24 protein-coding genes are annotated in these 23762 nt (G+C 59.6%); 13 read left to right on the forward strand and 11 right to left on the reverse strand.

Annotation, left to right across the window (positions count from 1 at the left end):
• Positions 1-28: 28 nt before the first annotated feature.
• From FBY04_RS31065 to FBY04_RS31075, 3 genes are read right to left on the reverse strand one after another with little or no spacing between them, the layout of a single operon-like run.
• Positions 29-610 carry a DUF2931 family protein gene (locus FBY04_RS31065; protein ID WP_145319388.1) on the reverse strand — a complete coding sequence of 194 codons (582 nt, stop codon included), beginning with the start codon at positions 608-610 and terminating at the stop codon, positions 29-31.
• A gap of 28 nt (positions 611-638) precedes the next feature.
• Complete coding sequence (locus tag FBY04_RS31070) at positions 639-1295, reverse strand: DUF2931 family protein (protein WP_084321245.1); 657 nt, start codon at positions 1293-1295, stop codon at positions 639-641.
• Positions 1295-2845: a DUF2235 domain-containing protein gene (locus tag FBY04_RS31075; protein ID WP_145319392.1), complete on the reverse strand. Its 1551-nt coding sequence runs from the start codon at positions 2843-2845 to the stop codon at positions 1295-1297. Before FBY04_RS31075 ends, FBY04_RS31070 begins: the two co-directional genes overlap by 1 nt.
• A gap of 218 nt (positions 2846-3063) precedes the next feature.
• Here FBY04_RS31075 and FBY04_RS31080 point away from each other — a divergent pair, with 218 nt between their 5' ends.
• Positions 3064-3465: a hypothetical protein gene (locus tag FBY04_RS31080; protein WP_008030819.1), complete on the forward strand. Its 402-nt coding sequence runs from the start codon at positions 3064-3066 to the stop codon at positions 3463-3465.
• Between the two features lie 216 nt (positions 3466-3681).
• Here FBY04_RS31080 and FBY04_RS31085 read toward each other — a convergent pair whose 3' ends face one another.
• Positions 3682-4092 carry a cupin domain-containing protein gene (locus tag FBY04_RS31085; RefSeq protein WP_084323866.1) on the reverse strand — a complete coding sequence of 137 codons (411 nt, stop codon included), beginning with the start codon at positions 4090-4092 and terminating at the stop codon, positions 3682-3684.
• A 70-nt stretch (positions 4093-4162) separates the two neighbouring features.
• A complete protein-coding gene (locus FBY04_RS31090) occupies positions 4163-4924 on the reverse strand; it encodes an SDR family oxidoreductase (protein ID WP_084323867.1) in 762 nt (253 codons plus the stop codon).
• 261 nt (positions 4925-5185) lie between these two features.
• On the opposite strand from FBY04_RS31090, the gene FBY04_RS31095 reads away from it, so the two are divergent.
• The gene (locus tag FBY04_RS31095) at positions 5186-6784 is read left to right on the forward strand and encodes a winged helix-turn-helix domain-containing protein (protein WP_145319415.1); all 1599 of its coding nucleotides are present in this window, start codon (positions 5186-5188) and stop codon (positions 6782-6784) included.
• 118 nt (positions 6785-6902) lie between these two features.
• Here the strand turns inward: FBY04_RS31095 and FBY04_RS31100 are convergent, their stop codons facing one another.
• Positions 6903-7358 (reverse strand): hypothetical protein, encoded by a 456-nt coding sequence (locus tag FBY04_RS31100; protein WP_145319395.1) that lies wholly within the window; start codon positions 7356-7358, stop codon positions 6903-6905.
• A gap of 320 nt (positions 7359-7678) precedes the next feature.
• Between FBY04_RS31100 and FBY04_RS31105 the strand changes: the two genes are divergently transcribed.
• On the forward strand, positions 7679-8188 hold the full coding sequence (locus FBY04_RS31105; protein ID WP_084323869.1) for a YkgB family protein: 510 nt from the start codon (positions 7679-7681) through the stop codon (positions 8186-8188).
• Between the two features lie 60 nt (positions 8189-8248).
• On the opposite strand, the gene FBY04_RS31110 is transcribed toward FBY04_RS31105, so the two are convergent.
• Both FBY04_RS31110 and FBY04_RS31115 read right to left on the reverse strand, forming a co-directional pair.
• Positions 8249-9091 (reverse strand): AraC family transcriptional regulator, encoded by an 843-nt coding sequence (locus FBY04_RS31110; protein ID WP_084323870.1) that lies wholly within the window; start codon positions 9089-9091, stop codon positions 8249-8251.
• A 701-nt stretch (positions 9092-9792) separates the two neighbouring features.
• The gene (locus tag FBY04_RS31115) at positions 9793-11469 is read right to left on the reverse strand and encodes an MFS transporter (RefSeq protein WP_145319398.1); all 1677 of its coding nucleotides are present in this window, start codon (positions 11467-11469) and stop codon (positions 9793-9795) included.
• A gap of 448 nt (positions 11470-11917) precedes the next feature.
• Between FBY04_RS31115 and FBY04_RS31120 the strand changes: the two genes are divergently transcribed.
• Both FBY04_RS31120 and FBY04_RS31125 read left to right on the forward strand, forming a co-directional pair.
• Positions 11918-12319 (forward strand): hypothetical protein, encoded by a 402-nt coding sequence (locus FBY04_RS31120; protein WP_008030819.1) that lies wholly within the window; start codon positions 11918-11920, stop codon positions 12317-12319.
• Positions 12320-12472: 153 nt separating this feature from the next.
• On the forward strand, positions 12473-13042 hold the full coding sequence (locus tag FBY04_RS31125) for a chorismate mutase (protein WP_084323836.1): 570 nt from the start codon (positions 12473-12475) through the stop codon (positions 13040-13042).
• Between the two features lie 4 nt (positions 13043-13046).
• Here the strand turns inward: FBY04_RS31125 and FBY04_RS31130 are convergent, their stop codons facing one another.
• Entirely contained in the window at positions 13047-13436 is a 390-nt protein-coding gene (locus FBY04_RS31130) for a c-type cytochrome (RefSeq protein WP_084323837.1), read from the reverse strand.
• Positions 13437-13612: 176 nt separating this feature from the next.
• On the opposite strand from FBY04_RS31130, the gene FBY04_RS31135 reads away from it, so the two are divergent.
• From FBY04_RS31135 to FBY04_RS31160, 6 genes are all read left to right on the forward strand, one after another.
• Complete coding sequence (locus tag FBY04_RS31135; protein ID WP_084323838.1) at positions 13613-14098, forward strand: adenosine-specific kinase; 486 nt, start codon at positions 13613-13615, stop codon at positions 14096-14098.
• 159 nt (positions 14099-14257) lie between these two features.
• Positions 14258-15631 carry a glutamine synthetase family protein gene (locus FBY04_RS31140; protein ID WP_145319401.1) on the forward strand — a complete coding sequence of 458 codons (1374 nt, stop codon included), beginning with the start codon at positions 14258-14260 and terminating at the stop codon, positions 15629-15631.
• A 7-nt stretch (positions 15632-15638) separates the two neighbouring features.
• Positions 15639-17030 carry an aldehyde dehydrogenase family protein gene (locus FBY04_RS31145; protein ID WP_145319406.1) on the forward strand — a complete coding sequence of 464 codons (1392 nt, stop codon included), beginning with the start codon at positions 15639-15641 and terminating at the stop codon, positions 17028-17030.
• A 3-nt stretch (positions 17031-17033) separates the two neighbouring features.
• Positions 17034-18194: an iron-containing alcohol dehydrogenase gene (locus FBY04_RS31150; RefSeq protein WP_145319409.1), complete on the forward strand. Its 1161-nt coding sequence runs from the start codon at positions 17034-17036 to the stop codon at positions 18192-18194.
• 115 nt (positions 18195-18309) lie between these two features.
• Positions 18310-19866, forward strand: coding sequence for an amino acid permease (locus tag FBY04_RS31155; protein ID WP_084323846.1), 1557 nt, complete (start codon positions 18310-18312; stop codon positions 19864-19866).
• A 212-nt stretch (positions 19867-20078) separates the two neighbouring features.
• Complete coding sequence (locus FBY04_RS31160) at positions 20079-20498, forward strand: organic hydroperoxide resistance protein (protein WP_084323842.1); 420 nt, start codon at positions 20079-20081, stop codon at positions 20496-20498.
• A 51-nt stretch (positions 20499-20549) separates the two neighbouring features.
• On the opposite strand, the gene FBY04_RS31165 is transcribed toward FBY04_RS31160, so the two are convergent.
• Positions 20550-20885: a hypothetical protein gene (locus tag FBY04_RS31165; RefSeq protein WP_084323843.1), complete on the reverse strand. Its 336-nt coding sequence runs from the start codon at positions 20883-20885 to the stop codon at positions 20550-20552.
• Between the two features lie 202 nt (positions 20886-21087).
• Here FBY04_RS31165 and FBY04_RS31170 point away from each other — a divergent pair, with 202 nt between their 5' ends.
• Positions 21088-22800, forward strand: coding sequence for an amidase (locus FBY04_RS31170; RefSeq protein WP_145319412.1), 1713 nt, complete (start codon positions 21088-21090; stop codon positions 22798-22800).
• 58 nt (positions 22801-22858) lie between these two features.
• Here the strand turns inward: FBY04_RS31170 and FBY04_RS31175 are convergent, their stop codons facing one another.
• Complete coding sequence (locus tag FBY04_RS31175; RefSeq protein ID WP_084323847.1) at positions 22859-23113, reverse strand: hypothetical protein; 255 nt, start codon at positions 23111-23113, stop codon at positions 22859-22861.
• Between the two features lie 174 nt (positions 23114-23287).
• Here FBY04_RS31175 and FBY04_RS31180 point away from each other — a divergent pair, with 174 nt between their 5' ends.
• The gene (locus tag FBY04_RS31180; RefSeq protein WP_084323845.1) at positions 23288-23527 is read left to right on the forward strand and encodes a hypothetical protein; all 240 of its coding nucleotides are present in this window, start codon (positions 23288-23290) and stop codon (positions 23525-23527) included.
• The last annotated feature ends 235 nt before the right edge of the window (positions 23528-23762 follow it).

Here is a 23762-nt window from a genome sequence, read left to right on the forward strand (position 1 = left end):
GCCTTGAAATATCGTTCACCGAGGGAGTTCAGGCGCTTAGCGGGAACATCAATTTAACGGGGAGTTGGTGTCCGGTTTGGTAGGGGCAAGTCCACTTCAAGCATTTATCAGTCACCCAAACCTGTACGATGCCGCCAGGGGCAAGTCCGAGGTAAACCATGGTTATGAAGTTGGCAGGCTCGTTGGGCGTTGCCGGACAGCGCTCATTTACCGAGGAGTGCATGATCTGCCGTGCTTCTTCGGGTATATCGATCCACGCACGATAGGTCTTCGACTCGACAACCGACTGCCATCGAACAAAGATACGTTTCGGTAGATCTGCACCGACTACGCCACGAATACCACTGCTGATATTTTTACTCCATCCACGAGCAGCTTCGGTGCCGTCTTCGGAATCATGGCTACCAGCAGTACCTCCTCCGGTACGATTAAATAGCTTTCCGTTGATATCTTCTACGGCAGAGTCTTCCACCCATACCTTCATATAGGCCGGCTCAACGAAGCTGAGGCTCCACCATTGGTCTTTAGGGTCGCTTTTGCCGGAAAGTGGGTCGGCTGCCTGACAATCGTAGATAAAAAATGCGATCAACAAAATAACTGACATACGCATGAAACTATCCCGATACCAGTTCAGGCCATCACCAACTACCGTAAGGAATGCCGTACTTGGCGACGTAGCTTTTGGACTTCTCGGGTTGCGGATAGTAGTTACCGTTAGATTTTCCAAGGTGCGGCCCCAAAGGTTCGATCTCCGCTTGAGCCCGGGCAACTTTGATCGATTTCATGCAGTTGTCCAATACCCACACCTGCACGATGCCGCCAGGCGCAAGTCCGAGATAAACCTTGGCTCTGTAATTGGCAGTTTCGGCAGGTCGGTTGGGGCAGCGCTCATTCACTGAGGCGTGCAAAATCTGCCGGGCTTCTTCAGGAATTTCGACCCACGCACGATATGTTTGCGGCTCGACTACTGACTGCCAGCGAACATAAATCCGCTTGGGTAAATCCGCACCGACCACGCCACGGGAGCTACTGCTAATTTTTTCACTCCAGCCGCGAGCAAACTCAGCGTCACCTGCGGGCTCATCACTTGCTGCTGTACCGCCGCCGGTACGGCGAAACAGCTTCCCGTTTATGTCCTCAACGGCAGTATCTTCCACCCAGACTTTCATGTAGGTGGGTTCAACAAAACTGAGGCTCCACCATGGATTTTTCGGGTCATTTTTGCCTGATCGTGGTTCTGCTGCCTGGCAACCTGAGACCACCAACGCGACCAGCAAAAAATAGTATGCACGCATCAAAATGTTCTCCACACGGAATCTGCCACGTGAGGATGACGCACTCGCATACCGTCGTCAGTCGGTGCATTGGTATATCGGAGGGTTACGCCCTGTTCACGACTTGCACCGATCGGGTTGTTCCAGTTGGCGGACATGTGCACGTATTTCAACCTCAACAACTGTTCTTCGGCAGGTTCTGGTTTGTACTCACCAGCGAGCACTCTGTCACAAAATGGCTGAAGTTCAGAGGGCACACTGTAAGCCGGATCACTCTCGTCAATAACCTCAAACTGCACGCCTTTCTCCTTGGCCAATTTATGCATCAAGCGCAAGTAAACCACAGCCAATTTCCCACTGACTGATCGTTTTAGTTGTAAACCTGCATACACCCGAAGTTTTTTCGGCCCTGTTTTATCCTGTTCCCAATCAGGCGCCATACTTGGCGTCGGCGTCACAATGTCCAACATTGATTCAGGCCATCCATCAGCCACCATGTTTGCTTTTTGCTTCTGGGTATCCAAGTAGATGGAAGTGGTCTGGATATTCGTACCCTGCGGAACCGTTAGTGCCTGCATTGGGTTAACCAGCACACACTCCTCGACGACTTCGCGGTAGCCACCTCCAAGATCGGAGTGCACACCGGGCAATGATATTTCCCGGTGAGCCGGCACAACTGTACTCAATGCGAAATTCGCACGGCGCTCGTCACGTGCGACAAGCTGGACAACATCGGAAACGAATCGACGATCTAAATAGAGTTTGATCCCAGGAGCGACCGCACTTTGGATATTTCCGAGATTTGTCACGCCGGCCACGGAAGGTACGGTATCGAACAAGCCGACAAAGCCCATGATGACATCGCTGTTGAACTGGTTGCCGAAGCTGGAACTAAATCCCTTAGGGTTGCGGCGGAGCACTTCCCCTAGAGGACCCTGCTTGCAACGCACTATCTCGTTCGCAAAATGCCGGGCCGCTGCGGCACCCCGACTGAAGCCAAACGTATCGAAGGTCAGTGAAGTGATTTCACAACCGGGACTCCTATCAATCAGCTCTTTTATCGAATCGTTCAGGTCGGAAAACGCCTGCTGAACTTTGGCCGCGACACCGGTATCACCACGGCCGGTGGCGGCATTAAGCAATTTGTCTTCTGCGCCTCCGGCCGTACCAATTCCATCAATGTAGAGGCTGCGAAGAGAGAGTCTTACGGAGCCTTCGCCCTCGACATCTTTAGCTGATGGATAGAGATCAAACAGCTTGGAAACATTACTCACATCATTCCCATAACTCCCCTCCGGATCCGCCATATACGGCTTGCAGCTCGCATCGACGTCTTCCGGGCGAATCGGGTGATGGGCGCCACACAGTAATCCTGACGCAGAGTTGCCCGCATTGTTCAGCGTCCCATCGAAGAACACGCCAATGCGCAACGCGACCCGGACTTTCTCCTTCGCAGCCGCCGGTGCCTTGCCGTATTTCTCATACTCGGCCCAGCGCTTGGCGTGGATGTCGACGGGTTTGGCTTCGTCGTAGCGGACGTTTTTCGGGGGGTTGGGGACGTATCCACTCATTCCTTGATCACCTGCTCCTTGGTGCAACGGGCGCTGAGGGTGCCACCGTGGATCCAATCAAGCAACGCGTAGCCAGATGCCATCACTCGGACAACATGGACCTTCATCCATGTATTGCTTTCGTCAATGGTCACCATTAATTCAATGAAGTTCTCTTAAAAATTCCGCGGCGTAACATCGCCTCCATACCAAACAACTACACCCCGGAGCACACACTCATGAAACGCCAACTCTTCCTCAGCATCGCTTTCTCGGTTTTTGCAGTTAACGCTTTTGCCGCTTCTTCTGCTCACCCGGTTGTCGCTGAAGGCGGCTCGGATCGTCTGATTGAAAGCCGTGTGGCTGAGGGTGGTTCGGATCGCTTGATCGAGAATCGTGTTGCCGAAGGTGGTTCGGATCGTCTGATCGAAAACCGCGTTGCCGAGGGTGGCTCTGACCGCCTGATCGAAAACCGCGTCGCCGAAGGTGGTTCTGACCGCCTGATCGAAAACCGCGTTGCCGAAGGTGGTTCTGACCGCCTGATCGAAAACCGCGTTGCCGAAGGTGGTTCTGACCGCCTGATCGAAAACCGCGTCGCCGAAGGTGGTTCCGACCGCCTGATCGAAAGCCGCGCTGTTTGAATGAATGGCTCTACCGCAGTACTCAACGAGAAGCCCGGCCTGATCAGCCGGGCTTTTTCTTGCTCAAAATAATGGCCCCTCCGGCAGCCAGAACCAGGACGACGGCGACGCACAGTTAACGGCCGGTCATTTTTTTCTTGCCTCGGCGCTTCACGGCGACAGGGATTTCGGCGCTTGCGCCGGCGGCAATGGCCTGCCGCCCGCTGTCTGTTCGATTCACTTCCCGATGGGCGTGACGAGCACTTTTTCATTGGAATCGAGGACGAACACGGCCAGCAGGCGTGCCGGTTGGGTATCGCTGGCGTTGGCGCTGACTTCATGCACGGAACCCGGCTCCTCAACGAAGTTTTCGCCTACGTTGTAGATCTTTTCCGGCTCGCCTTTGATTTTGATGCGAAACGAGCCCTCCAGAACCGTTGCATAAATGAAGGCCGTTTTCGGATGGGTGTGAGATGGCGACGCGGCGCCCGGCCCATACTCGACGAGCACGCCCCTCATGCTCTTGCCAGGGATGTTCGGAATGGGACGGTCGAACACCATCGTCACCTTGCCTGCGGGTTTGTCGGCGGCCGACGCGGTCATCGAGAGCGCTGCGAAAGCAGCGGCCAGAAGCAATCGGGAAAACATGGCGAATCTCCTTGTGGGTCTGTTTGATGAGGGCGCGACGGCGTCGGGTCAGCGCCTTGTCGATTTAGCCTCAGCGCCCCGTTTGGGTTGTCGACCGAGCGAGCCAGTCTTCGAAACGGATAGCGCCAAGGCGCGCGTTCTTGCCGGCGGTCAGCGATTGATCGTCGAGCGCGGCGCCGAAGTAGCGCGCGTTGACGTCCGGCTCGACCTTACGGTTGTTCTGGGTTACTCGCAGAAAGCGTCTGGCCAGTTCGTCGAGGGGTATGGCTTCAGGACCTGCGACTTCGACCGTGCCATTGACCGGCGCCGCCAGTACGACATTGGCCAGCGCCGCCACTACATCGTCGGACGCTACCGGCTGGATCAGCGCGGGCGAAACGCGAAACTCCTCACCGACGGCGAACGACTGGACAATGCCGTCGACAAACTCGAAGAACTGCGTAGCCCGCAGGATGGTGTAAGGAATGCCGGACGCCTTGATAAGGTTTTCCTGCGCGACCTTGGCCCGGAAGTAACCGGAATCGGGCAGCCGCTCGCTGCCAACAATCGACAGCGCCACATGATGACGAACCCCGGCAGCCGCTTCGGCGGCCAGCAGGTTACGGCTCGACGTTTCAAAAAAATCGAGCACGGCCTGGTCCTCCCACGACGGCGCGTTTGCCACGTCGACGACCACATCAGTGCCATCCATCGCTGCGGCCAGGCCCTCGCGGGTGATGCTGTTGATGCCCGTACTGGGGGCAGCTGCGAGCACGTCATGGCCGCGCTCGCGGAGGTTGTTCACAAGTTTCGATCCAATGAGGCCGGTGCCTCCGATGACGACGATCTTCATGGGCTCTCTCCGCTTCAGCTTCTCGACGGCAACCATTGCTGTCGATGTGGAACCAGAGTGCCCGCGCGCGCAAGGGAAGTCCTTGCACCGGTCTTGGATTTGCCTTGGGTCAGCCTTGGTTTTTCGTCCAAGGAAACCCGCGTTTGAATGTCATCCCTGCTCGACGGTGCAGCCGGTTTCGCGCTGCCGTATTATCGACTTCTCGCACTACTCACCCGCTCGGACCCGGAGTCGAGGGCGCTCTCCCAGGGGATATTCAACTTGCCATTCGTGTTTGAAGACTATGTGCTCGATCAAGAGCGCCGGGAACTCACCTTGCGCGGGCACGTCGTGCCCATCGGGCCACAGGTCTTCGATTTGTTGCTGCAGCTCATCAGCCACCGCGATCGCGTCGTCAGCAAGGATGACCTGCTCAAGGCGGTGTGGAGCGGCCGGGTCGTGTCGGAATCGACGATTACCAGCCACATCAATGCGGTGCGCAAGGCCATCGGCGATACCGGCGAGGAACAGCGCCTGGTTCGCACGGTCGCTCGCAAGGGTTACCGCTTCATTGGCGAGGTCGAAGATGACGAAACCGCAGAGGCAAAACAGCCTGACGCACAGGGTATCGGCGCATGTATGCCCGCCAACCAGGCTGAATCTGCCCCCTATCCCCTCACGCTTCCGGACAACCCCTCGATCACCGTCCTGCCCTTCCAGAACCTGAGCGGCGATCCGGAACAGGATTATTTCGCCGACGGCGTGGTTGAGGACATCATCGCCGCCCTGTCGCGTATCCGTTGGCTGTTCGTGATCGCGCGCAATTCGAGCTTCACGTACAAAGGCCGGGCGGTGGACGTCAAAGGCATCAGCCAGGAACTCGGCGTGCGCTACGTGCTGGAAGGCAGTGTGCGCAGGTCCGGTGACAAGGTACGCATTACCGGGCAACTGATTGATGCGACGACCGGCACGCATCTCTGGGCGGAGCGCTTCGAAGGCACGCTCCACGACATTTTCGAGTTGCAGGATCAGATCGCTGAAAGCGTCGTCGGCGCTATCGCGCCGCAACTCGAGCGGGCGGAAATCGAGCGGGCCAAGCGCAAGCCGACGGAAAGCCTGTGCGCCTACGACTATTACCTGCGCGGAATGGCGAAATTGCACAGCGGCACTCGGGAAGCCATCGAGGAGGCGCTGCCATTGTTCTACAAGGCCATCGAACTCGACACGGAGTTTGCGTCGGCTTACGGCATGGCGGCGTGGTGTCATTTCTGGCGCAAGTTGAATGGCTGGATGACGGATCCACCTCAAGAGATCGCCGAAGGCGCACGGCTTGCGCGTCTGGCCATGACGCTCGGGCGGGACGACGCGGTGGCGTTGACGCGAAGCGGGCATGCGCTGGCCCATCTCACCGGCGATGTCGATGGCGGCATTGCCCTGCTCGACAGGGCACGTCTGCTCAATCCCAACCTCGCTCCCGCTTGGTACCTGGGCGGTGTTTTGCGTGCATTGCGCGGTGAAACAGACGCTGCCATCGAGTTTTTGACCCATGCGGTTCGCTTGAGCCCGCTGGACCCGGAGATGTTCAGGATGCAGGTGGGCATGGCGCTCGCGCACTTCTTTGCCGGGCGCTACGACTGTGCGACGGACTGGGCGGAGAAGGCATTGCGTAACCTTCCCACTCTGTTGCCCCCGGTCGCGCTGCTGGCGGCCAGTCATGCGCTGAGGGGACAAACGGATAATGCGAAACAGGCAATGCAGCGCTTGCGAGAGCTGGACCCTGCATTGCGTGTTTCCAATTTGAAAGAATGGCTGCCTATTCAGCGGCCAGAGGATCTTGCTCGTTTTGCGCAGGGGCTGCGGATGGCCGGGTTGCCTGAGTGAGTGTGGTGCGTGTCACTTAAGTCGAGTGTTTGAGCGATTGGGCGTATATCCGTTACCGCAGAAACGGAGATGTACACCATTCCCAAGTCCAATTCCGCCGCAGGCTAAAAAACGCGGCTCAGTTATTGCGCAACAGCACGTACGCCTCACCACCATTACGGTCATGCTGAAGAATGAAGTTTGCGCCCTGGAGGCTAACCTTCGACGGCACACGATCCGCCACCGCTGTCTGCGAATAAGGCTGCACAGCGCTCAACAATTGTCGGGTCAGGCTGTTGTCGGACTGGCTCGGGGTCGTGACGACACACTCTTTCGCAGACAACTGCACCGCAAGGTTTTTGTCAGCCGTGAAGCCGATACGGGTAAAGCCCATATCCTGCAGATCGTCGATACCGTAACGCTTGGCTGCTTCGGCCGAACCGGCGAACGATGGCGCAGTCTTCAGGCAGATGTCGGTGAAGGCTTCAATGGCCTTGGACTTGACGGGAACCGGAGCATTTGGGGTTGATGCAGCGCAACCGGCGAGCAAGAGAAGGCTGGACAAGGCGAGCTTGCGAAACAACAAATTGGACATGGCGCGGGGATCCTTCCATTTGAATACGGCGCGCAACCATCGGGTCGCGTACCACTTGAGCAGGTGAGCCCGAATGGTAAAACAAGCCCTGCCTCCACCGCGAGAGGGTTAGCGCCGACTCGCGAGCCGAATACGGCCCATCGCAGCAACGAAAGCCACCCTACTCAATCAGGGCCGGCAACGAGTCAAGACGATCTGCATCGGACTCAATACGTTCAGAACCCAATAGCGCGGCATCAAAGGCAACACTGTCTCCACTCCCCGCGCACACCGCGTTGGGGTGTGAAAGGTACCGTCACCCCCTATTGGAAGCCTGACTCATGAAAACCTTAAGCATCGAGAACTACAAAACCAATACTGCCTCTGGAAAATCATCGCTCGGGAGCAAAACCACAGCGATTGGAACCTACGGTGCGTACTTTGCCCTCGCCGTGATCTACTTCTGGTTCGGCGGCATGAAATTCACTCACTACGAAGCACAAGGCCTGGTTCCGCTGGTGAGCAACAGCCCCTTCCTGGGCTGGGTCTACAACATTTTCAGCGTCGATACCTTCTCCAGTTTACTCGGCGTCCTGGAAGTCTCGATCGGCGCTCTTATTGCAGGTCGACTGCTGTCACCCAAACTTTCCTTGATCGGTGGCGCGTTGTCAGCCGGGCTGTTTTTCACGACGTTGAGCTTTATGTTGTCGACACCTGGAGTGATCGAACCCAGCCTCGGCTTCCCGGCCATTTCGGTTGCACCGGGCCAGTTTCTCCTGAAAGACATCGGTTTGCTTGCCGCGTCCATCTTCGTGGCCGGCCATTCTTTAACCGCGCTGGAAACCCGCTGAACCGATGAGCCTTCTCTTGGGATGGCCTGAAGCAATTCGATGTTTTCAGGCCATGCCCCATCAAGAAAGTCCGTCCCCCTCTCCCGCCAAATCTTTCAGCCAGTCCCGAGGGCTGTAGCCCGTCTTGCGCCGAAACGCGCGCGCAAGTGCCGAAGGGCTTTCATAACCGACTTCCGCTGCGATCAGCGTAATCGGCCGCCCTTCACGCAAACGCTTCTGCGCCAGGCTGATACGCCAGCTCAACAGATAGTCCGCCGGTGTCTGCCCTAACACTGACCGGAAGTGCACGGCATAGGCCGCACGCGACATGTTCGACTCGCTCGCCAGTTCCGCCACCGACCAGGCACGGTCAGGTGCGTTGTGCATTTGCACCAGCGAGCGCGCCAGTCGCGAATCCGCGAGCCCGGCCATCATGCCGGTACTCAGTTGGTGATGATCGAGCAGATGTCGAAACAGCAGGATGATCAGTAATTCGAACAAACGATCCAGCGCCGCTTCCCTGCCACAATGTCCGGCTGCCGCCTCGACGAACATCCATCGCAGCGTATCGGCCAGCAGCGGCAACTCCTCCAGGGACAGCACCAGGCAATCGGGTAACGAGGCCGACAATGGGTTATCGACCCCGCCCTCAAACTCCATCGACGCACACAGGAGTTGAGCGCCATCGGGCTCACCGGCGAACAGTTGATGCCGGCTTGGGCGTGGCAGAAAAATCAGACTGGGTTGCGTCAGCAGCACGTCCTTGCGGTCGCCTCCGCGCAAAGTGACGGTACCGGCCTGCAGCAGGTGAATATGACCACGCGGGTCGGCGCCGTCATACGACGCCATACCGCACAGCCTGCCGTTGTAAAACAGGTGTGCGCGTACGCCAAACTGCGACAACAACGTAGACAAGCGATCCATGGGCATTCTCTTGGAGTGGTTTTGACTGGGTGTATATCCGTTGCTGCGGTAACGGCCGCTTAGTCTGGTGATGGCAATTTTTTGATGGTGTACATATCCATTCCTGCGGTAACGGCGGCTATTGGTTCCGCCCTTACGGCGGGTCACTTGGAGAAGCGCCAAGTAACCAAGCGCCCGCGCCCCTGACGTACGGTGGCTCGCCAGCCGACCTGGCTCTATGATCGTACGCATTCCCCTTGTAGGAGCGAGACCGGCTTGCTGGCGATGGACGTCAACGATAACGCGGGTTGTCTGAATGAACGCGTCGCCCAGACGCTTTTCGCCAGCAAGCCGGCTCCTACAGGGAATCCCATACGCTTTTGATTCCCACCACTCATCAGGCCGAGCGTTAGCTCGCCTTCAGCTTTTGATCTGAACGCCCCCTCGAGAGGCCGAGCGCAGGTTCTGCGCAGTGGGCAACCCGGCATGGATGCCGGGTTAGCCGCCCCCGGCCATGGATGGCCGATGGCGGCGGGCCCACGGAGCAGGACCGGAGCGAGGGCATGCCGAGCCATAGCGAGGCACCGAACGAAAGGGGCAAGAGCCCTTGGTTACTTGGGGCTTTTCCAAGTGACTCGCCGTAAGGGCGAAACCAATAGCGGCCATCACCGCAGCAACGGATATGCCCCCACCCAATCCCAAAAACCTTCCCAACCCCAACCCTAGGTGTGATGAATCTCCCGATCCTTGGTTTCCGGCAAGAAGAACGTCCCAAGAATAGCCGTCATCACCGCAATCACGATCGGATACCAAAGCCCATAGTAGATATCCCCCGTGGCCGCGACCATGGCGAAGGCAACCGTCGGCAGGAAGCCGCCGAACCAGCCGTTGCCAATGTGGTACGGCAGCGACATCGAGGTGTAGCGGATGCGCGCCGGGAACAGTTCCACCAGCCAGGCAGCGATCGGGCCGTAGACCATGGTCACGTAGATCACCAGGATGGTCAGCAGTAACAACACCATCGGGTAATTGGTCTTGGCCGGGTCAGCCTTCTCGGGGTAGCCGGCGTCCTTGAGGGCGGTGCCGAGGGTGGCGGCGAAGGCGTCGTTGCGAGCCTTGAAGTCGGCGGCCGGCATGCCGGTGCCCTCGAAGCTCGGGATCACCTTATCGCCGATGCGCACTTGCGCGACGGTACCCGGTTCGGCCTTCTCGTTCTTGTAGGGGATCGCTCGTTTCGCCAGCACCGTCTTGGCGAGGTCGCAGGAACTGGTGAATCTGGCTTTACCCACCGGGTCGAACTGGAACGAGCACTGGTCTGGATCAGCAACCACCGTGACCGGATTTTTCTCCTGGGCGATGAACACGTCGGGGTTACCGTACTGGGTCAACGCATGGAAGATCGGGAAGTAAGTCACCGCCGCCAGGATACAGCCGGCCATGATGATGCCCTTGCGACCGATTCGGTCGGACAGGCTACCGAAAATCACGAAAAACGGCGTGCCGATCAACAGGGAACCGGCAATCAGCAAGTTGGCAGTCTGCGCGTCGATTTTCAGAGTCTGCAGCAGGAAGAACAGCGCGTAGAACTGCCCGGTGTACCAGACAACCGCCTGACCAGCGGTGCCGCCGAGCAGCGCCATGATCACTATTTTCAGGTTGCCCCAGCGAACGAAGGATTCGGTCAGCGGCGCCTTGGAAGCCTTGCCCTCGGCCTTCATTTTCAGGAACACCGGCGACTCACTGAGTTGCAGACGGATGTACACCGAGACGATCAGCAACAGGATCGACAGCAGGAAGGGAATCCGCCAGCCCCAGGCCTCGAAAGCTTCAGTGCCGAGGATCGTGCGGCAAGCGAGGATCACCAGCAACGACAGAAACAGACCGAGGGTCGCCGTGGTTTGAATCCACGAGGTGAAATAACCACGCCTGCCCTTCGGTGCATGCTCGGCCACGTAGGTCGCCGCCCCGCCGTACTCACCACCCAGCGCCAGGCCTTGAAGCAGGCGCAGCGTGATCAGGATGATCGGCGCCGCCACACCGATGGTCGCGTAGCCGGGTAGAAAACCGACGATGGCGGTGGAGATACCCATAATGACAATGGTGATCAGGAAGGTGTGTTTGCGCCCGATCATGTCGCCCAGTCGGCCGAACACAATCGCGCCGAAGGGCCGCACGGCAAACCCCGCAGCGAACGCGAGCAGCGCGAAAATGAAGGACGTGGTCTCGTTGACGCCGGCGAAAAAGTGCTTGGCGATGATCGCGGCGAGGGAGCCGTAAAGGTAGAAGTCGTACCATTCGAACACGGTGCCCAGGGACGAGGCAAAGATGACCTTGCGCTCCTCCTTGGTGATCCCGTGGCTGGGCAAGTTGCCCGTGGTGGTGTTGTCGATTGCGGCCATGAGTCTTCTCCGTCTTGCTCTTGTTGTAGGCCGGAGCACCTCACTACGATCGTCGCACTCTGGCCCTGGGCTGAAGTCATCGGACTACGGATTTCATGAAGCCTGGCAACAGGCTGACCGCCTCACATCACTGCAAGGTTCCCTGAAGCATAATCACCTTCGCGCAGATATCCACTCGCCATCCGGCGTAAACCCGAACATACGCGCAGATCCCGCCATGAATCAGCGTAAAACCGGCTAACCCCCCGTCAACGGCCTGCAGATCTGTTTCGAGATTCAGGGTTTCCGCAGGGCTCACCCCTGACAGCAGCCTGCCCTCTGGCTCATGTGAAGTTTGAGGACCATTGCCCACGTCGATAGTCACCATCAATTCAATGAAGTTCTCTTAAAAAATCCGCGGCGTAACATCAGCTCCATACCAAACAACTACACCCCGGAGCACACCATCATGAAACGCCAACTCTTCCTCAGCATCGCTTTCTCGGTTTTTGCAGTTAACGCTTTTGCCGCTTCTTCTGCTCACCCGGTTGTCGCTGAGGGCGGCTCGGATCGTCTGATTGAAAGCCGTGTGGCTGAGGGTGGTTCGGATCGCCTGATCGAAAACCGCGTCGCCGAAGGTGGTTCCGACCGCCTGATCGAAAACCGCGTTGCCGAAGGTGGTTCCGACCGCCTGATCGAAAATCGCGTTGCCGAAGGTGGTTCCGACCGCTTGATCGAAAACCGCGTCGCTGAAGGTGGTTCCGACCGCTTGATCGAAAACCGCGTCGCTGAAGGTGGTTCCGACCGTCTGATCGAAAACCGCGTTGCCGAAGGTGGTTCCGACCGTCTGATCGAAAGCCGCGCTGTATGAATGAATAGCCCTACTGCGGTACTCAACAAAAAGCCCGGCCTCACCCGCCGGGCTTTTTCGTGCACAAATAAAATGGGCTCCCCCTTAATGCCTCTGTCTCACCTGTGATACATAGCACCTGATTGCGAGTCCCGTTCCCAATGAGGTTTGCCCATGTTGTGTTCCCCACGCCTGCCGTTGCTGTTGACCTGCGCCCTGTCCGGTTTACTCACTTGCGGCGCGCAAGCCGGCACGCCTTCCCCGCCGCCCGCCAGTCTGCAACCGCTGCTGGTGACGATGAACGAACGCCTGAATATTGCGGATCTGGTGGCGCTGACCAAATGGGACAGCCGCAAGCCGATCCAGGACAGTGCCCGGGAAGCGCAAGTCATCGCCAACGCCCGGAAGCAGGCAATTACACGCAAACTCGACCCGGACGAAGTCGCCGAGTTGATCGCCGCACAGATCGAAGCCAACAAACTGGTGCAATACGGACTGCTCGCGCAATGGCAAGCGGCGGGCAAGGCACCTGACATGCCACGGCCCGACCTTGCCGGACAAATCCGCCCACGGCTGGATGAGCTGCAAAACCGCCTGCTGCAGTACTACGCCGATTTCGCGCCCTTTCGCAAAGACCCGAACTGCGCCCAATGGCTGGCCAGGGAGCGGTCCGCGCTGATCAAGGATGGCCTGCATGGACAGGCTCTGATCCGCGCCACCGGGGATTTGTGCGTGACGAATTGATGGGCTACTGCGGCTGAAACGTCTGCAAGTACGCCAGCACATCCTCGATCTTCTCCGGATCGCTGAGCCCCCAGAAAATCATCCGGGTGCCGGGCACCACTTTCTTCGGTGCTTCGAGGTAAGCGGTCAGTGTCTCGCGGGTCCAGACAATGCCAGCGGACTTCATCGCGTCGGAGTACTGGTAGTCCGCCACGCTTGCCGAAGGACGCCCGAAAATGCCATTGAGTTGCGGGCCGAAACCGCCTCGCGCCGACTCGCCCACTTGGTGGCAGCCGCCGCAGATCCGCGTGAACAGTTTCGCCCCGGCTTCAACATCCCCCGCCGCTGCCACCGGTGTGCAAAACGCCCCCGCCGTCAGTGCAATGACGAAGGTGAGGGCTACAGCTTTTATCATGTTCGGTTCCCGTGAGGTCAATCGGCGCATTTTCGCGCCTACCTTACCCGATTGCGAACGCCCGACGGGCACTGGTCACTCAAACATCGGCGTGCGTGTGAATCTCCTAAAATGAGTCGTGAAACCTGAGCGGTTGCCAGACCCTGGCAGCACCGTCGCGAGAGGAGGTGTTCGAGATGCAACTCATCACGCAGAAAATCGACAAGCCGCAAGACACGAATTTCATTCTTGGCCAGACCCACTTCATCAAATCCGTCGAGGACATTCACGAAGCGTTGATCAACGCGGTGCCGGGCATCCGCTTCGGCGTGGCCTTTTGCGAAGCCTCGGGCAAATGCCTGGTGCGATGGTCCGGCACCGATCCCGCCATGATCGAACTGGCCCAGAGAAATGCAAAAGCCATCGGCGCCGGGCACAGCTTCATCATTTTCCTGGGCGACGGCTTTTACCCGCTGAACATACTGAACACGGTCAAGACGGTTCCAGAGGTGTGCCGGATCTTTTGCGCAACCGCCAACCCCACCGAAGTGGTGATCGCCGAGACAGCACAGGGACGCGCGATTCTGGGTGTGGTGGATGGCTTCTGTGCCACGGAGATCGAAGGCGATGAAGACATCCTGTGGCGCAAGAACCTGTTGCGCCAGATTGGCTACAAGCTGTGAATTTAGCGGCTTATAGGGACTTGCAGTTTTCAACAGTAGGCTAAGCTTGGATCAGCTCATTGCTCACGATGCTCGATTCTGCAGGGTTTAGGTTGTTCTGGAGAGCGTCTGCAACAGCTATCTCAGACAGGCCCAACCCTTTCACGCAGGATTGACGTGATGACCGAGCCCCTCCTCAGTTTTGATGCGCTCAAGCGCGCTGCTGCCGCTGGTGAAATCGACACCGTACTGGTCTGCATGGTCGACATGCAGGGGCGCTTGGTCGGCAAGCGATTCCAGGTCGAGTTTTTCATCGACAGTGGCCACGAAGAAACCCATTGCTGCAATTACCTGCTGGCCGACGATATCGACATGGAGCCGGTGCCGGGTTACGCCGCGGCCAGTTGGAGCAAGGGCTATGGCGACTTCGTCCTCAAGCCCGACATGTCCACGCTGCGGCGCGTGCCCTGGCTGGAATGTACGGCGCTGGTGCTGTGCGACGTGCTCGATCATCACCATCGTAAAGACTTGCCCCACAGCCCGCGGGCGATTCTGAAGAGGCAGGTCGAGCGCCTGCGCGAACGTGGCTACACCGGCATGTTCGCCTCGGAACTCGAGTTCTATCTGTTCGATGAGAGCTACGAGGCGATTCACCAGCGCAACTATCACCAACCGAAAACCGCCGGCTATTACATCGAGGATTACAACATCCTGCAGACCACTCGCGAGGAACCGGTGCTGCGGGCGATTCGCAAACATCTGCAGGCCTCGGGCATTCCCGTGGAAAACTCCAAGGGTGAATGGGGGCCGGGCCAGGAAGAAATCAACATTCGTTACGCCGATGCCATGACCATGGCCGACCACCACGTGATCATCAAACACGCCTGCAAAGAGATCGCGCAGTTGCAGGGCAAGGCGATCACGTTCATGGCCAAGTGGCGCTATGACGCCGCCGGTTCCAGCAGCCATATCCATAATTCGCTGTGGGACAAAAACGCCAAAAAGCCACTGTTCTTCGACGCGAAAGCCGAGTTCGGCATGTCGAAACTGATGCGCGCCTGGGTCGCCGGGCAGCTCAAGTACGCCAACGACATCACCTGTTTTCTCGCGCCGTACATCAATTCATACAAGCGCTTCCAGGCCGGCACCTTCGCACCGACGCGGGCGGTGTGGAGCCGGGACAATCGCACCGCCGGCTTTCGTTTGTGCGCCGAAGGCAGCAAATCCATCCGCATCGAATGCCGCATTGGCGGCGCCGACCTCAACCCTTATCTGGCCTTTGCTGCGCTGATCGCGGCAGGCCTGGCCGGTGTCGACGAAAAGCTCGAGCTCACGGCGCCGTTCGAGGGCGATGCCTACCTCGACGAGCATCTGCCGGAAGTGTCGAAAACCCTGCGCGACGCCTGCTCCGCCCTCAAGGGATCGGGCATGTTGCGCGAGGCGTTCGGCGATGAAGTGGTCGATCACTATGTGCACACCGCCGAGTGGGAGCAGAAAGAATACGACCGGCGAATCACCGACTGGGAACTGCAGCGCGGCTTCGAGCGCTATTGAGAACATCATGACGGCCAAGGTTCAGCTCATTTCACCGGTCGATGGCCGGGTGTATGTCGAACGCGATTATGCCGATGCGGCGCAAGTCGAGCAGGCCCTGTCGGCGGCCGTCACCGCCCAGGTTTCATGGCAGCGCCGACCGCTGAGCGAACGCGCTGCTTTGTGTACCGCCGCCGTTGACGCGATGCTGTCGATGCAGCCGGACATCGTCCCGGAACTGGCCTGGCAGATGGGTCGCCCGGTGCGTTTTGGCGCCGGTGAACTGCGTGGTTTCGCCGAACGCGCTCGCCACATGATCGCGATAGCGCCCGACGCATTGGCAGCCGTGGAACCCGACCCGGTTGCCGGTTTTCGGCGCTATATCAAACGCGAACCGCTCGGCACGGTGCTGGTGGTCGCGCCGTGGAATTACCCGTACCTGACGGCGGTGAATACGATCATTCCAGCGCTGATGGCCGGCAACAGCGTGATCCTCAAACACGCCACGCAGACGTTGCTGGTCGGCGAACGGTTCGCCGAAGCCATGCGTCGCGCCAAGCTGCCCGAGGGGCTGTTCCACAACCTGCTGCTCGACCATCAGCAGACGTCCGCCATCATCGCTTCGGGCCGCGTGCACCAGGTTAACTTCACCGGTTCGGTCGAGGCCGGCAAAGCCATGGAAACCGCTGCCACGGGACGTTTCATCGGCGTTGGCCTGGAACTCGGCGGCAAAGACCCGGCCTACGTCCGCACCGACGCCAACCTTGAGCACGCGGTGGAGAATCTGGTGGATGGCAGCTTCTTCAATTCCGGGCAAAGCTGCTGTGCGATCGAGCGCATATACGTCGATCAAAAAATCTATCCGGCATTTGTCGAGCGCTTCATCGCACTGACTGGCCAATATGTATTGGGTAATCCGCTGGACGAAGCCACCACACTGGGTCCGCTCGTCACACCCGGTGCCGCTGATTTTGTTCGTGGACAGATTGCCGAAGCGCTCAAGCAAGGCGCCAAGGCGTTGATCGATCCAAAGGCTTTCCCCGCCGACGCGCCAGGCAGCGCCTACCTTGCGCCGCAGGTGCTGGTGGACGTGAGCCATCAAATGTCAGTCATGCGCGATGAAAGCTTCGGCCCGGTGGTCGGCATCATGCCGGTGGCAGGCGACGACGAAGCCATCGCCCTGATGAACGACAGCGCGTTCGGTCTCAGCGCATCCCTGTGGACCCAGGACCTCGCCGCCGCCGAACGCCTGGGCAACGAGATTGCCACCGGCACCGTGTTCATGAACCGTTGCGATTACCTGGACCCGGCGCTGGCCTGGACCGGGGTCAAGAACAGCGGACGCGGCGTCACGCTCTCGCGCCTGGGCTACGAGCACCTGACCCGAGCCAAATCCTTTCATCTGCGCCACGAGGTGTAGGCCATGAACCTGACTGGAAACTGGAACTACCCCACCAGCATTCGCTTCGGTGTCGGCCGCATCGCCGAGCTCGCCGAGGTCTGTCGCAGCCAGGGTATCGAGCGACCGTTGCTGGTCACCGACAGTGGCCTGGCGCGTGCGCCGATCACCACGGCGGCGCTGGAATCGTTGCGCGCCGCAGGGCTGGGCGTCGCGCTGTTCTGTGACCTCAAGCCCAATCCGGTCGAAGCCAACCTCGCCGGCGGGCTCGACGCCTGGCGCGCCGGGAAACACGACGGTGTGGTGGCCTTCGGCGGTGGCAGCGGCCTGGACATGGGCAAGCTCATCGCGTTCATGAGCGGCCAGACCCGACCGGTGTGGGATTTCGAAGACATCGGCGACTACTGGACCCGCGCCGACGACAGTCACATCGCCCCGGTCATTGCAGTGCCGACCACGGCGGGGACCGGTTCCGAAGTCGGCCGCGCGGCGGTGATCATCGACGAACGCACCCACACCAAACGCATCATCTTCCACCCGAAAATGATGCCGCGGGTGGTCATCAGCGACCCTGCGCTTACGGTCGGCATGCCGGCAAAAGTCACCGCCGGCACCGGCATGGATGCGTTCGCCCATTGCCTGGAATCGTACTGCGCCCCCGGTTTTCATCCGATGGCCGACGGCATTGCGGTGGAAGGCATGCGCCTGGTGGCGAATGCCCTGGTGCGCGCCGTGCACACCCCCTCGGACCTTGAGGCGCGGGCGCAAATGCTCGCCGCTGCGGCGATGGGCGCCACCGCATTCCAGAAAGGCCTGGGCGGCATGCACGCGCTGTCGCATCCAGTGGGCGCGCTGTACGACACCCACCACGGCATGACCAACGCCACGTTCATGCCCTATGTCTTGCACTTCAATCGCCCGGCCATCGAAGAGCGCATCACCCGCCTCGCGGCATACCTGCGCCTGCCCTCCCCGGGCTTCGACAGTTTCCTGGCCTTCGTTCTCAAGCTGCGCAAGGACATCGGCGTGCCGCACACGCTGTTTGAACTGGGCGTGGATGACCGGCAGGCCGACTTGATCGCGGACATGGCGATCGTCGACCCCTCGGCCGGCGGCAACCCGCTGCCGTTGACCAAGGAAGGCGTGGCCCACATTTTCGACGCGGCTTTTCACGGCCGTCTCTAGATCCGGAGCAGTCAGTGGTATCGGTTGAAAAAAGGAGCAGTACGACAAGGTGTTGAAGGCCAACCCATTGCGCACACGCCAGTGGATTGAATCAAAACCTGATGGGGTACACAGCATGAACCCAGCAAGCCAGCCCGGCACCGACGCGCACGACGATGACGTCAAGGCGCTGCACAGCATGGGCTATGCCCAGCAACTCTCGCGACGAATGGGCGTTTTCTCCAACTTCGCGATTTCCTTTTCGATCATCTGCATCCTCTCCGGCGGCATCAACTCACTGGCCCAGGGCACTTCGGGTGCAGGGGGTGCGTCGATTGGCATCGGCTGGCCCATCGGGTGCCTGATCTCCGGAGTGTTTGCCTTGGCCATGGCGCAGATTTCCTCAGCCTACCCCACCGCTGGAGGTCTTTATCACTGGGGTTCGATTCTCGGTAACCGCTTCACCGGCTGGCTGACGGCCTGGTTCAATCTGCTGGGACTGATCACGGTGCTGGGCGCCATCAACGTCGGCACCTACTACTTCTTTTTCGGCGCCTTCGGACCGGCCCTCGGCATGGAAGACACCACCACGGTCAGGGTGGTTTTCCTGGCGATCCTGACCGGCATCCAGGCCTTGTGTAATCATCTGGGCATCGGCCTGACCGCGAAACTCACCGACTTTTCGGGCTACCTGATTTTTGCCACGGCGCTCGCATTGACCATCGTCTGCCTGATCTCGGCACCGAGCTATGAATTCGCCCGCTTGTGGACCTTCAGCAACTATTCCGGCGAAGCCGGCGGCAGCGTCTGGCCACAGGTGTCGAACGGCTGGGTGTTTATGCTCGGCCTGCTGCTGCCGATCTACACCATCACCGGTTATGATGCGTCGGCGCACACCTCCGAAGAGACCCACAACGCAGCGATGTCGGTGCCGCGCGGCATGGTCATGTCCGTGATCTGGTCGCTACTGTTCGGCTGGGTGATGCTCAGTTCGTTCGTCCTGATGCTGCCGAGCATGGACGAAGCGGCAAAACAGGGCTGGAACGTGTTCTTCTGGGCCATGAACGCCCAAGTGAGCCCGAACATCAAACTGGCGCTTTACGTGGCGATTTTTATCTCGCAATTCCTCTGCGGGCTGGCGACCGTGACCTCGGTGTCGCGCATGATCTTCGCCTTCTCCCGGGACGGCGGCCTGCCCTGCTCGAAAGCACTGGCCTCGGTCTCGCCGAAATATCGCAGCCCGGTGGCGGCCATCTGGACCGGCGCCACCCTGGCGGTGTTGTTCGACTGGGGCTCGTCGGTGATCTCGATCGGGGCAACGCCGGTCTACACCATCGTGGTCTCGTGCACGGTGATCTTCCTGTTCTTCTCTTTCATCATCCCGATCGTGCTGGGCCTGTTCGCCTACGGCACCGCGAAGTGGCCGACCATGGGGCCGTGGAACATGGGACGCGGGTTGTATTCACTGTTCGCCATCCTCTCGGTGCTTTCAATGGTGTTGATCTTCGTCATCGGCATCCAGCCACCGAACGACTGGGCGCTGTACATCACCATCGGCTTCCTGGTGCTGACGGCCATCGTCTGGTTCGGTTTTGAAGCGAGGCGCTTTCAGGGGCCGCCGACGGGCGATCTGATCATCAAGCGTCAGGCGGAAATTGCGGCGGTGGAGGCGGCACTGAACAAGCAAGTGTGAAGGCTTTACCTGTAGGAGCGAGCTCGCTCCTACAGTTATCGATTTGTATCGATCTGTATTTTCGCGGGGAGATCTTACACAGCGTTACACAAGCGCCTGATCAGGACACATCCGCACTACATGAGGATGAAAAAGTGGGCCGCATCGGACATTCAGACGTTTTCCGATGAACAGCGATATACAGAGCCCAAAAACCTCAGCAGGAACCCGCCATGATCAATCAAATCGACACCGTGCTTTACACCGGCAAGACCCACACGACCGGAGGCCGCAACGGCGAGTCGCGAAGTGACGATGGACGTCTGGATATCAAGCTTTCCGCCATCGGATCTTCAGGCACTGGCACCAACCCTGAACAACTGCTGGCAGCAGGCTGGTCTGCGTGCTTCATCGGCGCGATGGGTAAAGCGGCGGTTGCATTGAAAGTGACGTTGCCAACCGACGTCGCGGTCGATACCGAAGTGGACCTGGGCAAGACCGAAAACGCCTTTTTCCTTCAGGCACGTCTCAACGTGAGCCTTCCGGGCCTCGATCCTGCGGTTGCGCGAGCGGTGGTGGATGCCGCGCACCAGACCTGCCCGTATTCGAAGGCGACCCGTGGCAACATCGACGTCGTGATCAACCTGGTTTAACCAGGGCGAAAAGCGCGGCCTGCCATTGCGGCAGGCTGTGCTGGTGACCGCTTACTGAACGTTTTTCAGCTTGACCACATCACCGGATACCTTGGTGGTGTAACCGGTCAGGACCCAGGCCCAGAACCAGTTTTCCTGCACTTGGGTGTTGATCAGTGCGTCGCCGCCCTTGGCCTTGATCGCCGCGTCTTGCGCGCGAACGAAACGGCTGTTCTGGCGGATCGGGATGACACCGAACAGCAGCAAGCCGGTGGCACTGGCTTCGCTGTGGCCAACGACGGTGTATTGGCTGGCATCGTATTGCTGGGTCTTCATCGGCGCGCCGGTGCAACCTGCCAGAACCAGACCGAACAGGGAAACGGCAACCACTTTGCTGAGGTAATTCACTGAGTAACTCCATAGGAAAACGCCCGGGATCCATCTCTCGAGCGGCGCACACTTTACCGGAGGTAGTGGCCAATTGGTATCAGGTCGACGACTACCTGATATGTGTTGCCCATCAACTGTCCTGGCACTGGCAACGACCCCTTCATTGGACATACCATGCCGCGCATTCACTTCTTCCCCATCAGCAAACGGCGGTAACAGCATGATCGAGGTCACCGAGGTTTCCATTGCCGAACTGCGCGCGGCGCTCGAATCCGGCCAGACCACTGCAGTGGAACTGGTCCAGGCCTATCTCGCCAGAATCGACGCCTACGACGGCACCGACACGCCCACCGCCCTCAACGCGGTGGTGGTACGCAATCCCGAGGCGCTCAAGGAAGCGCAGGCTTCCGATACCCGGCGGGCGCAGGGTAAAACGCTGGGGCCACTCGATGGCATTCCCTATACGGCCAAGGACAGTTACCTGGTCAAAGGGCTGACCGCCGCCTCTGGCAGTCCCGCCTTCGCCAACCTGATTGCCTACCGCGATGCGTTCACCATCGAACGGCTTCGCGCCGCCGGGGCGATCTGCCTGGGCAAGACCAACATGCCACCCATGGCGAACGGCGGGATGCAGCGCGGCGTTTATGGCCGTGCGGAAAGCCCCTACAACGCCGGTTATCTCACCGCGCCTTTCGCCTCGGGTTCGTCCAACGGTGCCGGCACCGCCACCGCTGCCAGTTTCGCAGCGTTCGGTCTTGCTGAAGAAACCTGGTCGAGCGGTCGCGGCCCGGCCTCGAACAACGGCCTGTGCGCCTATACGCCGTCGCGCGGGGTGATTTCGGTGCGCGGCAACTGGCCGCTGACGCCGACAATGGACGTGGTCGTGCCGTTCGCCAGAACCATGGCTGACCTGCTCGAAGTGCTCGACGTGGTGGTGGCGGAAGACCCCGACACCCGCGGCGACCTGTGGCGGATGCAGCCCTGGGTACCGATTCCGAGTGTCACTTCGGTGCGCCCTGCGTCCTATGCCGAACTCGCCGCGAAGCCCGACGCCCTCGCCGGCAAGCGCCTCGGTGTTCCGCGCATGTTCATCAACGCCGACCCCGAAGCCGGCACCAGCGAGGCGCCGGGGATTGGTGGGCCGACGGGGCAACGCATCAACACCCGGCCTTCAGTGATTGCGCTCTGGGAAGAGGCACGCAAGGCACTCGAAGCCGCGGGCGCCGAAGTGATCGAAGTCGATTTCCCGCTGGTCTCCAATTGCGAGGGTGATCGTCCGGGCGCGCCGACAGTGTTCACCCGGGGTCTGGTGTCGAAAGAGTTCCTGCATCATGAGTTGTGGGACCTGACGGCCTGGGCGTTCGATGATTTCCTGCAGGCCAACGGCGATCCGAAACTGAACCGCCTGGTCGACGTCGACGGGCCGCTGATTTTCCCCCACGATCCGGGCACCCTGCCCAACCGCGAAGGTGACCTCGTCGCGGGCATGGACGAGTACGTGCGGATGGCCGAACGCGGCATCACGCCGTGGGACCAGATCACCACCGTTCCCGATGGGCTGCGCGGACTTGAACAGACCCGCCGCATCGACCTTGAAGACTGGATGGACCGGCTGGGCCTCGATGCGGTGCTGTTCCCGACGGTGGCTGACGTTGCACCGGCAAATGCCGATGTCGATCCGGCCTCCGCCGACATCGCGTGGAGCAATGGTGTCTGGGTCGCCAACGGCAACCTCGCCATCCGTCACCTCGGTGTTCCGACGGTCACTGTGCCGATGGGCATCATGCCGGACATAGGCATGCCGGTCGGGCTGACGTTTGCCGGTCGTGCCTATGACGATTCGGCGCTGCTGCGCGTTGCCTCGGCGTTTGAATCGACCGGATCGAAGCGCAAAATCCCGCCTCGAACCCCACCGTTGTCGACTGGTAAATAAGGGAAATACGGGATCGGGGCACACGCTTCAATCCCGTTTTTTTCAACCGGAACACGCGTCATCGACCGTGGTAATCCTCCCCCGCGACCGCCCGCAAATACGCCTCGTCGCCCTTCGTGCGCAAGTCTCGCCACTCCTCCCAATCGATGATGCCCTGGCGATCCATTTCATCAGCCTGCCGCAGCAGTTCTTCATGGTAGGCATCCGGACATTCCATGCGCAGCGAGCAGTTTTCGAGCACTCGGTGCCAGGCATCCAGTGCATGAAGTTTTTGCTCCTGAGCCCTCGTCAGCAGGTTTCTGAATGAATTCATGGCGGCGGCTTCCACGGTCGTTCGTTTCTGAATGGAGCGATGGGGTGCGACACAGGTTCATCGCGACCGACTGGAGGTGCGCCTGTCACCGGGGGTCGACTGTCGTGGGCAAGAAATCTCGAACTCCCGGGTGACCGTCGCATCCAATGATTCAGGCAAACGGAGGTACGCGACATGAACACTGATGACCGTGACAACGCGCTCGAATCGCAAGCGACATCTAACGCTCCGCCCACCGATACGTCGGGCAAACCGGTGAATGTGGTCGAGCGGGATTTGCAGGATAGAGACGATGAAGCCGAAGGTGTCGATCAAGCCATCGCACCCGCTTCCACCCGAACCAAGGAGCAGGACGCCGAGGAACTTCAGCGGAAAATCGATGAGATAGAGCGCAAGGTCGCCGACGGTAATTAGCCTCCGAGTGGAGTGTTTTTCACTGGTGGGTGGGGTTGGGTACATATCCATTTCTGCGGTAACGGCGGCTATTGGTTCCGCCCTTACGGCGGGTGACTTGGAAAAGCGCCAAGTAACCAAGCGCCTGCGCCCCTGACGTACGGTGCCTCGCTATGGCTCGGCATGCCCTCGCTCCGGTCCTGCTCCGTGGGCCCGCCGCCATCGGCCATCCATGGCCGGGGGCGGCTAACCCGGC

Origin of the sequence: Pseudomonas sp. SJZ080 (assembly GCF_007828295.1) — a bacterium.
GTDB lineage: Bacteria > Pseudomonadota > Gammaproteobacteria > Pseudomonadales > Pseudomonadaceae > Aquipseudomonas > Aquipseudomonas migulae_A.

Coding starts and splice junctions, on each gene's coding strand:
- FBY04_RS31110 (WP_084323870.1), bottom strand. CDS start 9,091: ATGGATCGCTTGTCTACGTTGTTGTCGCAGTTTGGCGTACGCGCACAC.
- FBY04_RS31140 (WP_145319401.1), top strand. CDS start 14,258: ATGACCGAGCCCCTCCTCAGTTTTGATGCGCTCAAGCGCGCTGCTGCC.
- FBY04_RS31080 (WP_008030819.1), top strand. CDS start 3,064: ATGAAACGCCAACTCTTCCTCAGCATCGCTTTCTCGGTTTTTGCAGTT.
- FBY04_RS31100 (WP_145319395.1), bottom strand. CDS start 7,358: ATGTCCAATTTGTTGTTTCGCAAGCTCGCCTTGTCCAGCCTTCTCTTG.
- FBY04_RS31150 (WP_145319409.1), top strand. CDS start 17,034: ATGAACCTGACTGGAAACTGGAACTACCCCACCAGCATTCGCTTCGGT.
- FBY04_RS31135 (WP_084323838.1), top strand. CDS start 13,613: ATGCAACTCATCACGCAGAAAATCGACAAGCCGCAAGACACGAATTTC.
- FBY04_RS31155 (WP_084323846.1), top strand. CDS start 18,310: ATGAACCCAGCAAGCCAGCCCGGCACCGACGCGCACGACGATGACGTC.
- FBY04_RS31160 (WP_084323842.1), top strand. CDS start 20,079: ATGATCAATCAAATCGACACCGTGCTTTACACCGGCAAGACCCACACG.
- FBY04_RS31085 (WP_084323866.1), bottom strand. CDS start 4,092: ATGTTTTCCCGATTGCTTCTGGCCGCTGCTTTCGCAGCGCTCTCGATG.
- FBY04_RS31180 (WP_084323845.1), top strand. CDS start 23,288: ATGAACACTGATGACCGTGACAACGCGCTCGAATCGCAAGCGACATCT.
- FBY04_RS31125 (WP_084323836.1), top strand. CDS start 12,473: ATGTTGTGTTCCCCACGCCTGCCGTTGCTGTTGACCTGCGCCCTGTCC.
- FBY04_RS31090 (WP_084323867.1), bottom strand. CDS start 4,924: ATGAAGATCGTCGTCATCGGAGGCACCGGCCTCATTGGATCGAAACTT.
- FBY04_RS31175 (WP_084323847.1), bottom strand. CDS start 23,113: ATGAATTCATTCAGAAACCTGCTGACGAGGGCTCAGGAGCAAAAACTT.
- FBY04_RS31130 (WP_084323837.1), bottom strand. CDS start 13,436: ATGATAAAAGCTGTAGCCCTCACCTTCGTCATTGCACTGACGGCGGGG.
- FBY04_RS31170 (WP_145319412.1), top strand. CDS start 21,088: ATGATCGAGGTCACCGAGGTTTCCATTGCCGAACTGCGCGCGGCGCTC.
- FBY04_RS31075 (WP_145319392.1), bottom strand. CDS start 2,845: ATGAGTGGATACGTCCCCAACCCCCCGAAAAACGTCCGCTACGACGAA.
- FBY04_RS31115 (WP_145319398.1), bottom strand. CDS start 11,469: ATGGCCGCAATCGACAACACCACCACGGGCAACTTGCCCAGCCACGGG.
- FBY04_RS31065 (WP_145319388.1), bottom strand. CDS start 610: ATGCGTATGTCAGTTATTTTGTTGATCGCATTTTTTATCTACGATTGT.
- FBY04_RS31120 (WP_008030819.1), top strand. CDS start 11,918: ATGAAACGCCAACTCTTCCTCAGCATCGCTTTCTCGGTTTTTGCAGTT.
- FBY04_RS31105 (WP_084323869.1), top strand. CDS start 7,679: ATGAAAACCTTAAGCATCGAGAACTACAAAACCAATACTGCCTCTGGA.
- FBY04_RS31070 (WP_084321245.1), bottom strand. CDS start 1,295: ATGCGTGCATACTATTTTTTGCTGGTCGCGTTGGTGGTCTCAGGTTGC.
- FBY04_RS31145 (WP_145319406.1), top strand. CDS start 15,639: ATGACGGCCAAGGTTCAGCTCATTTCACCGGTCGATGGCCGGGTGTAT.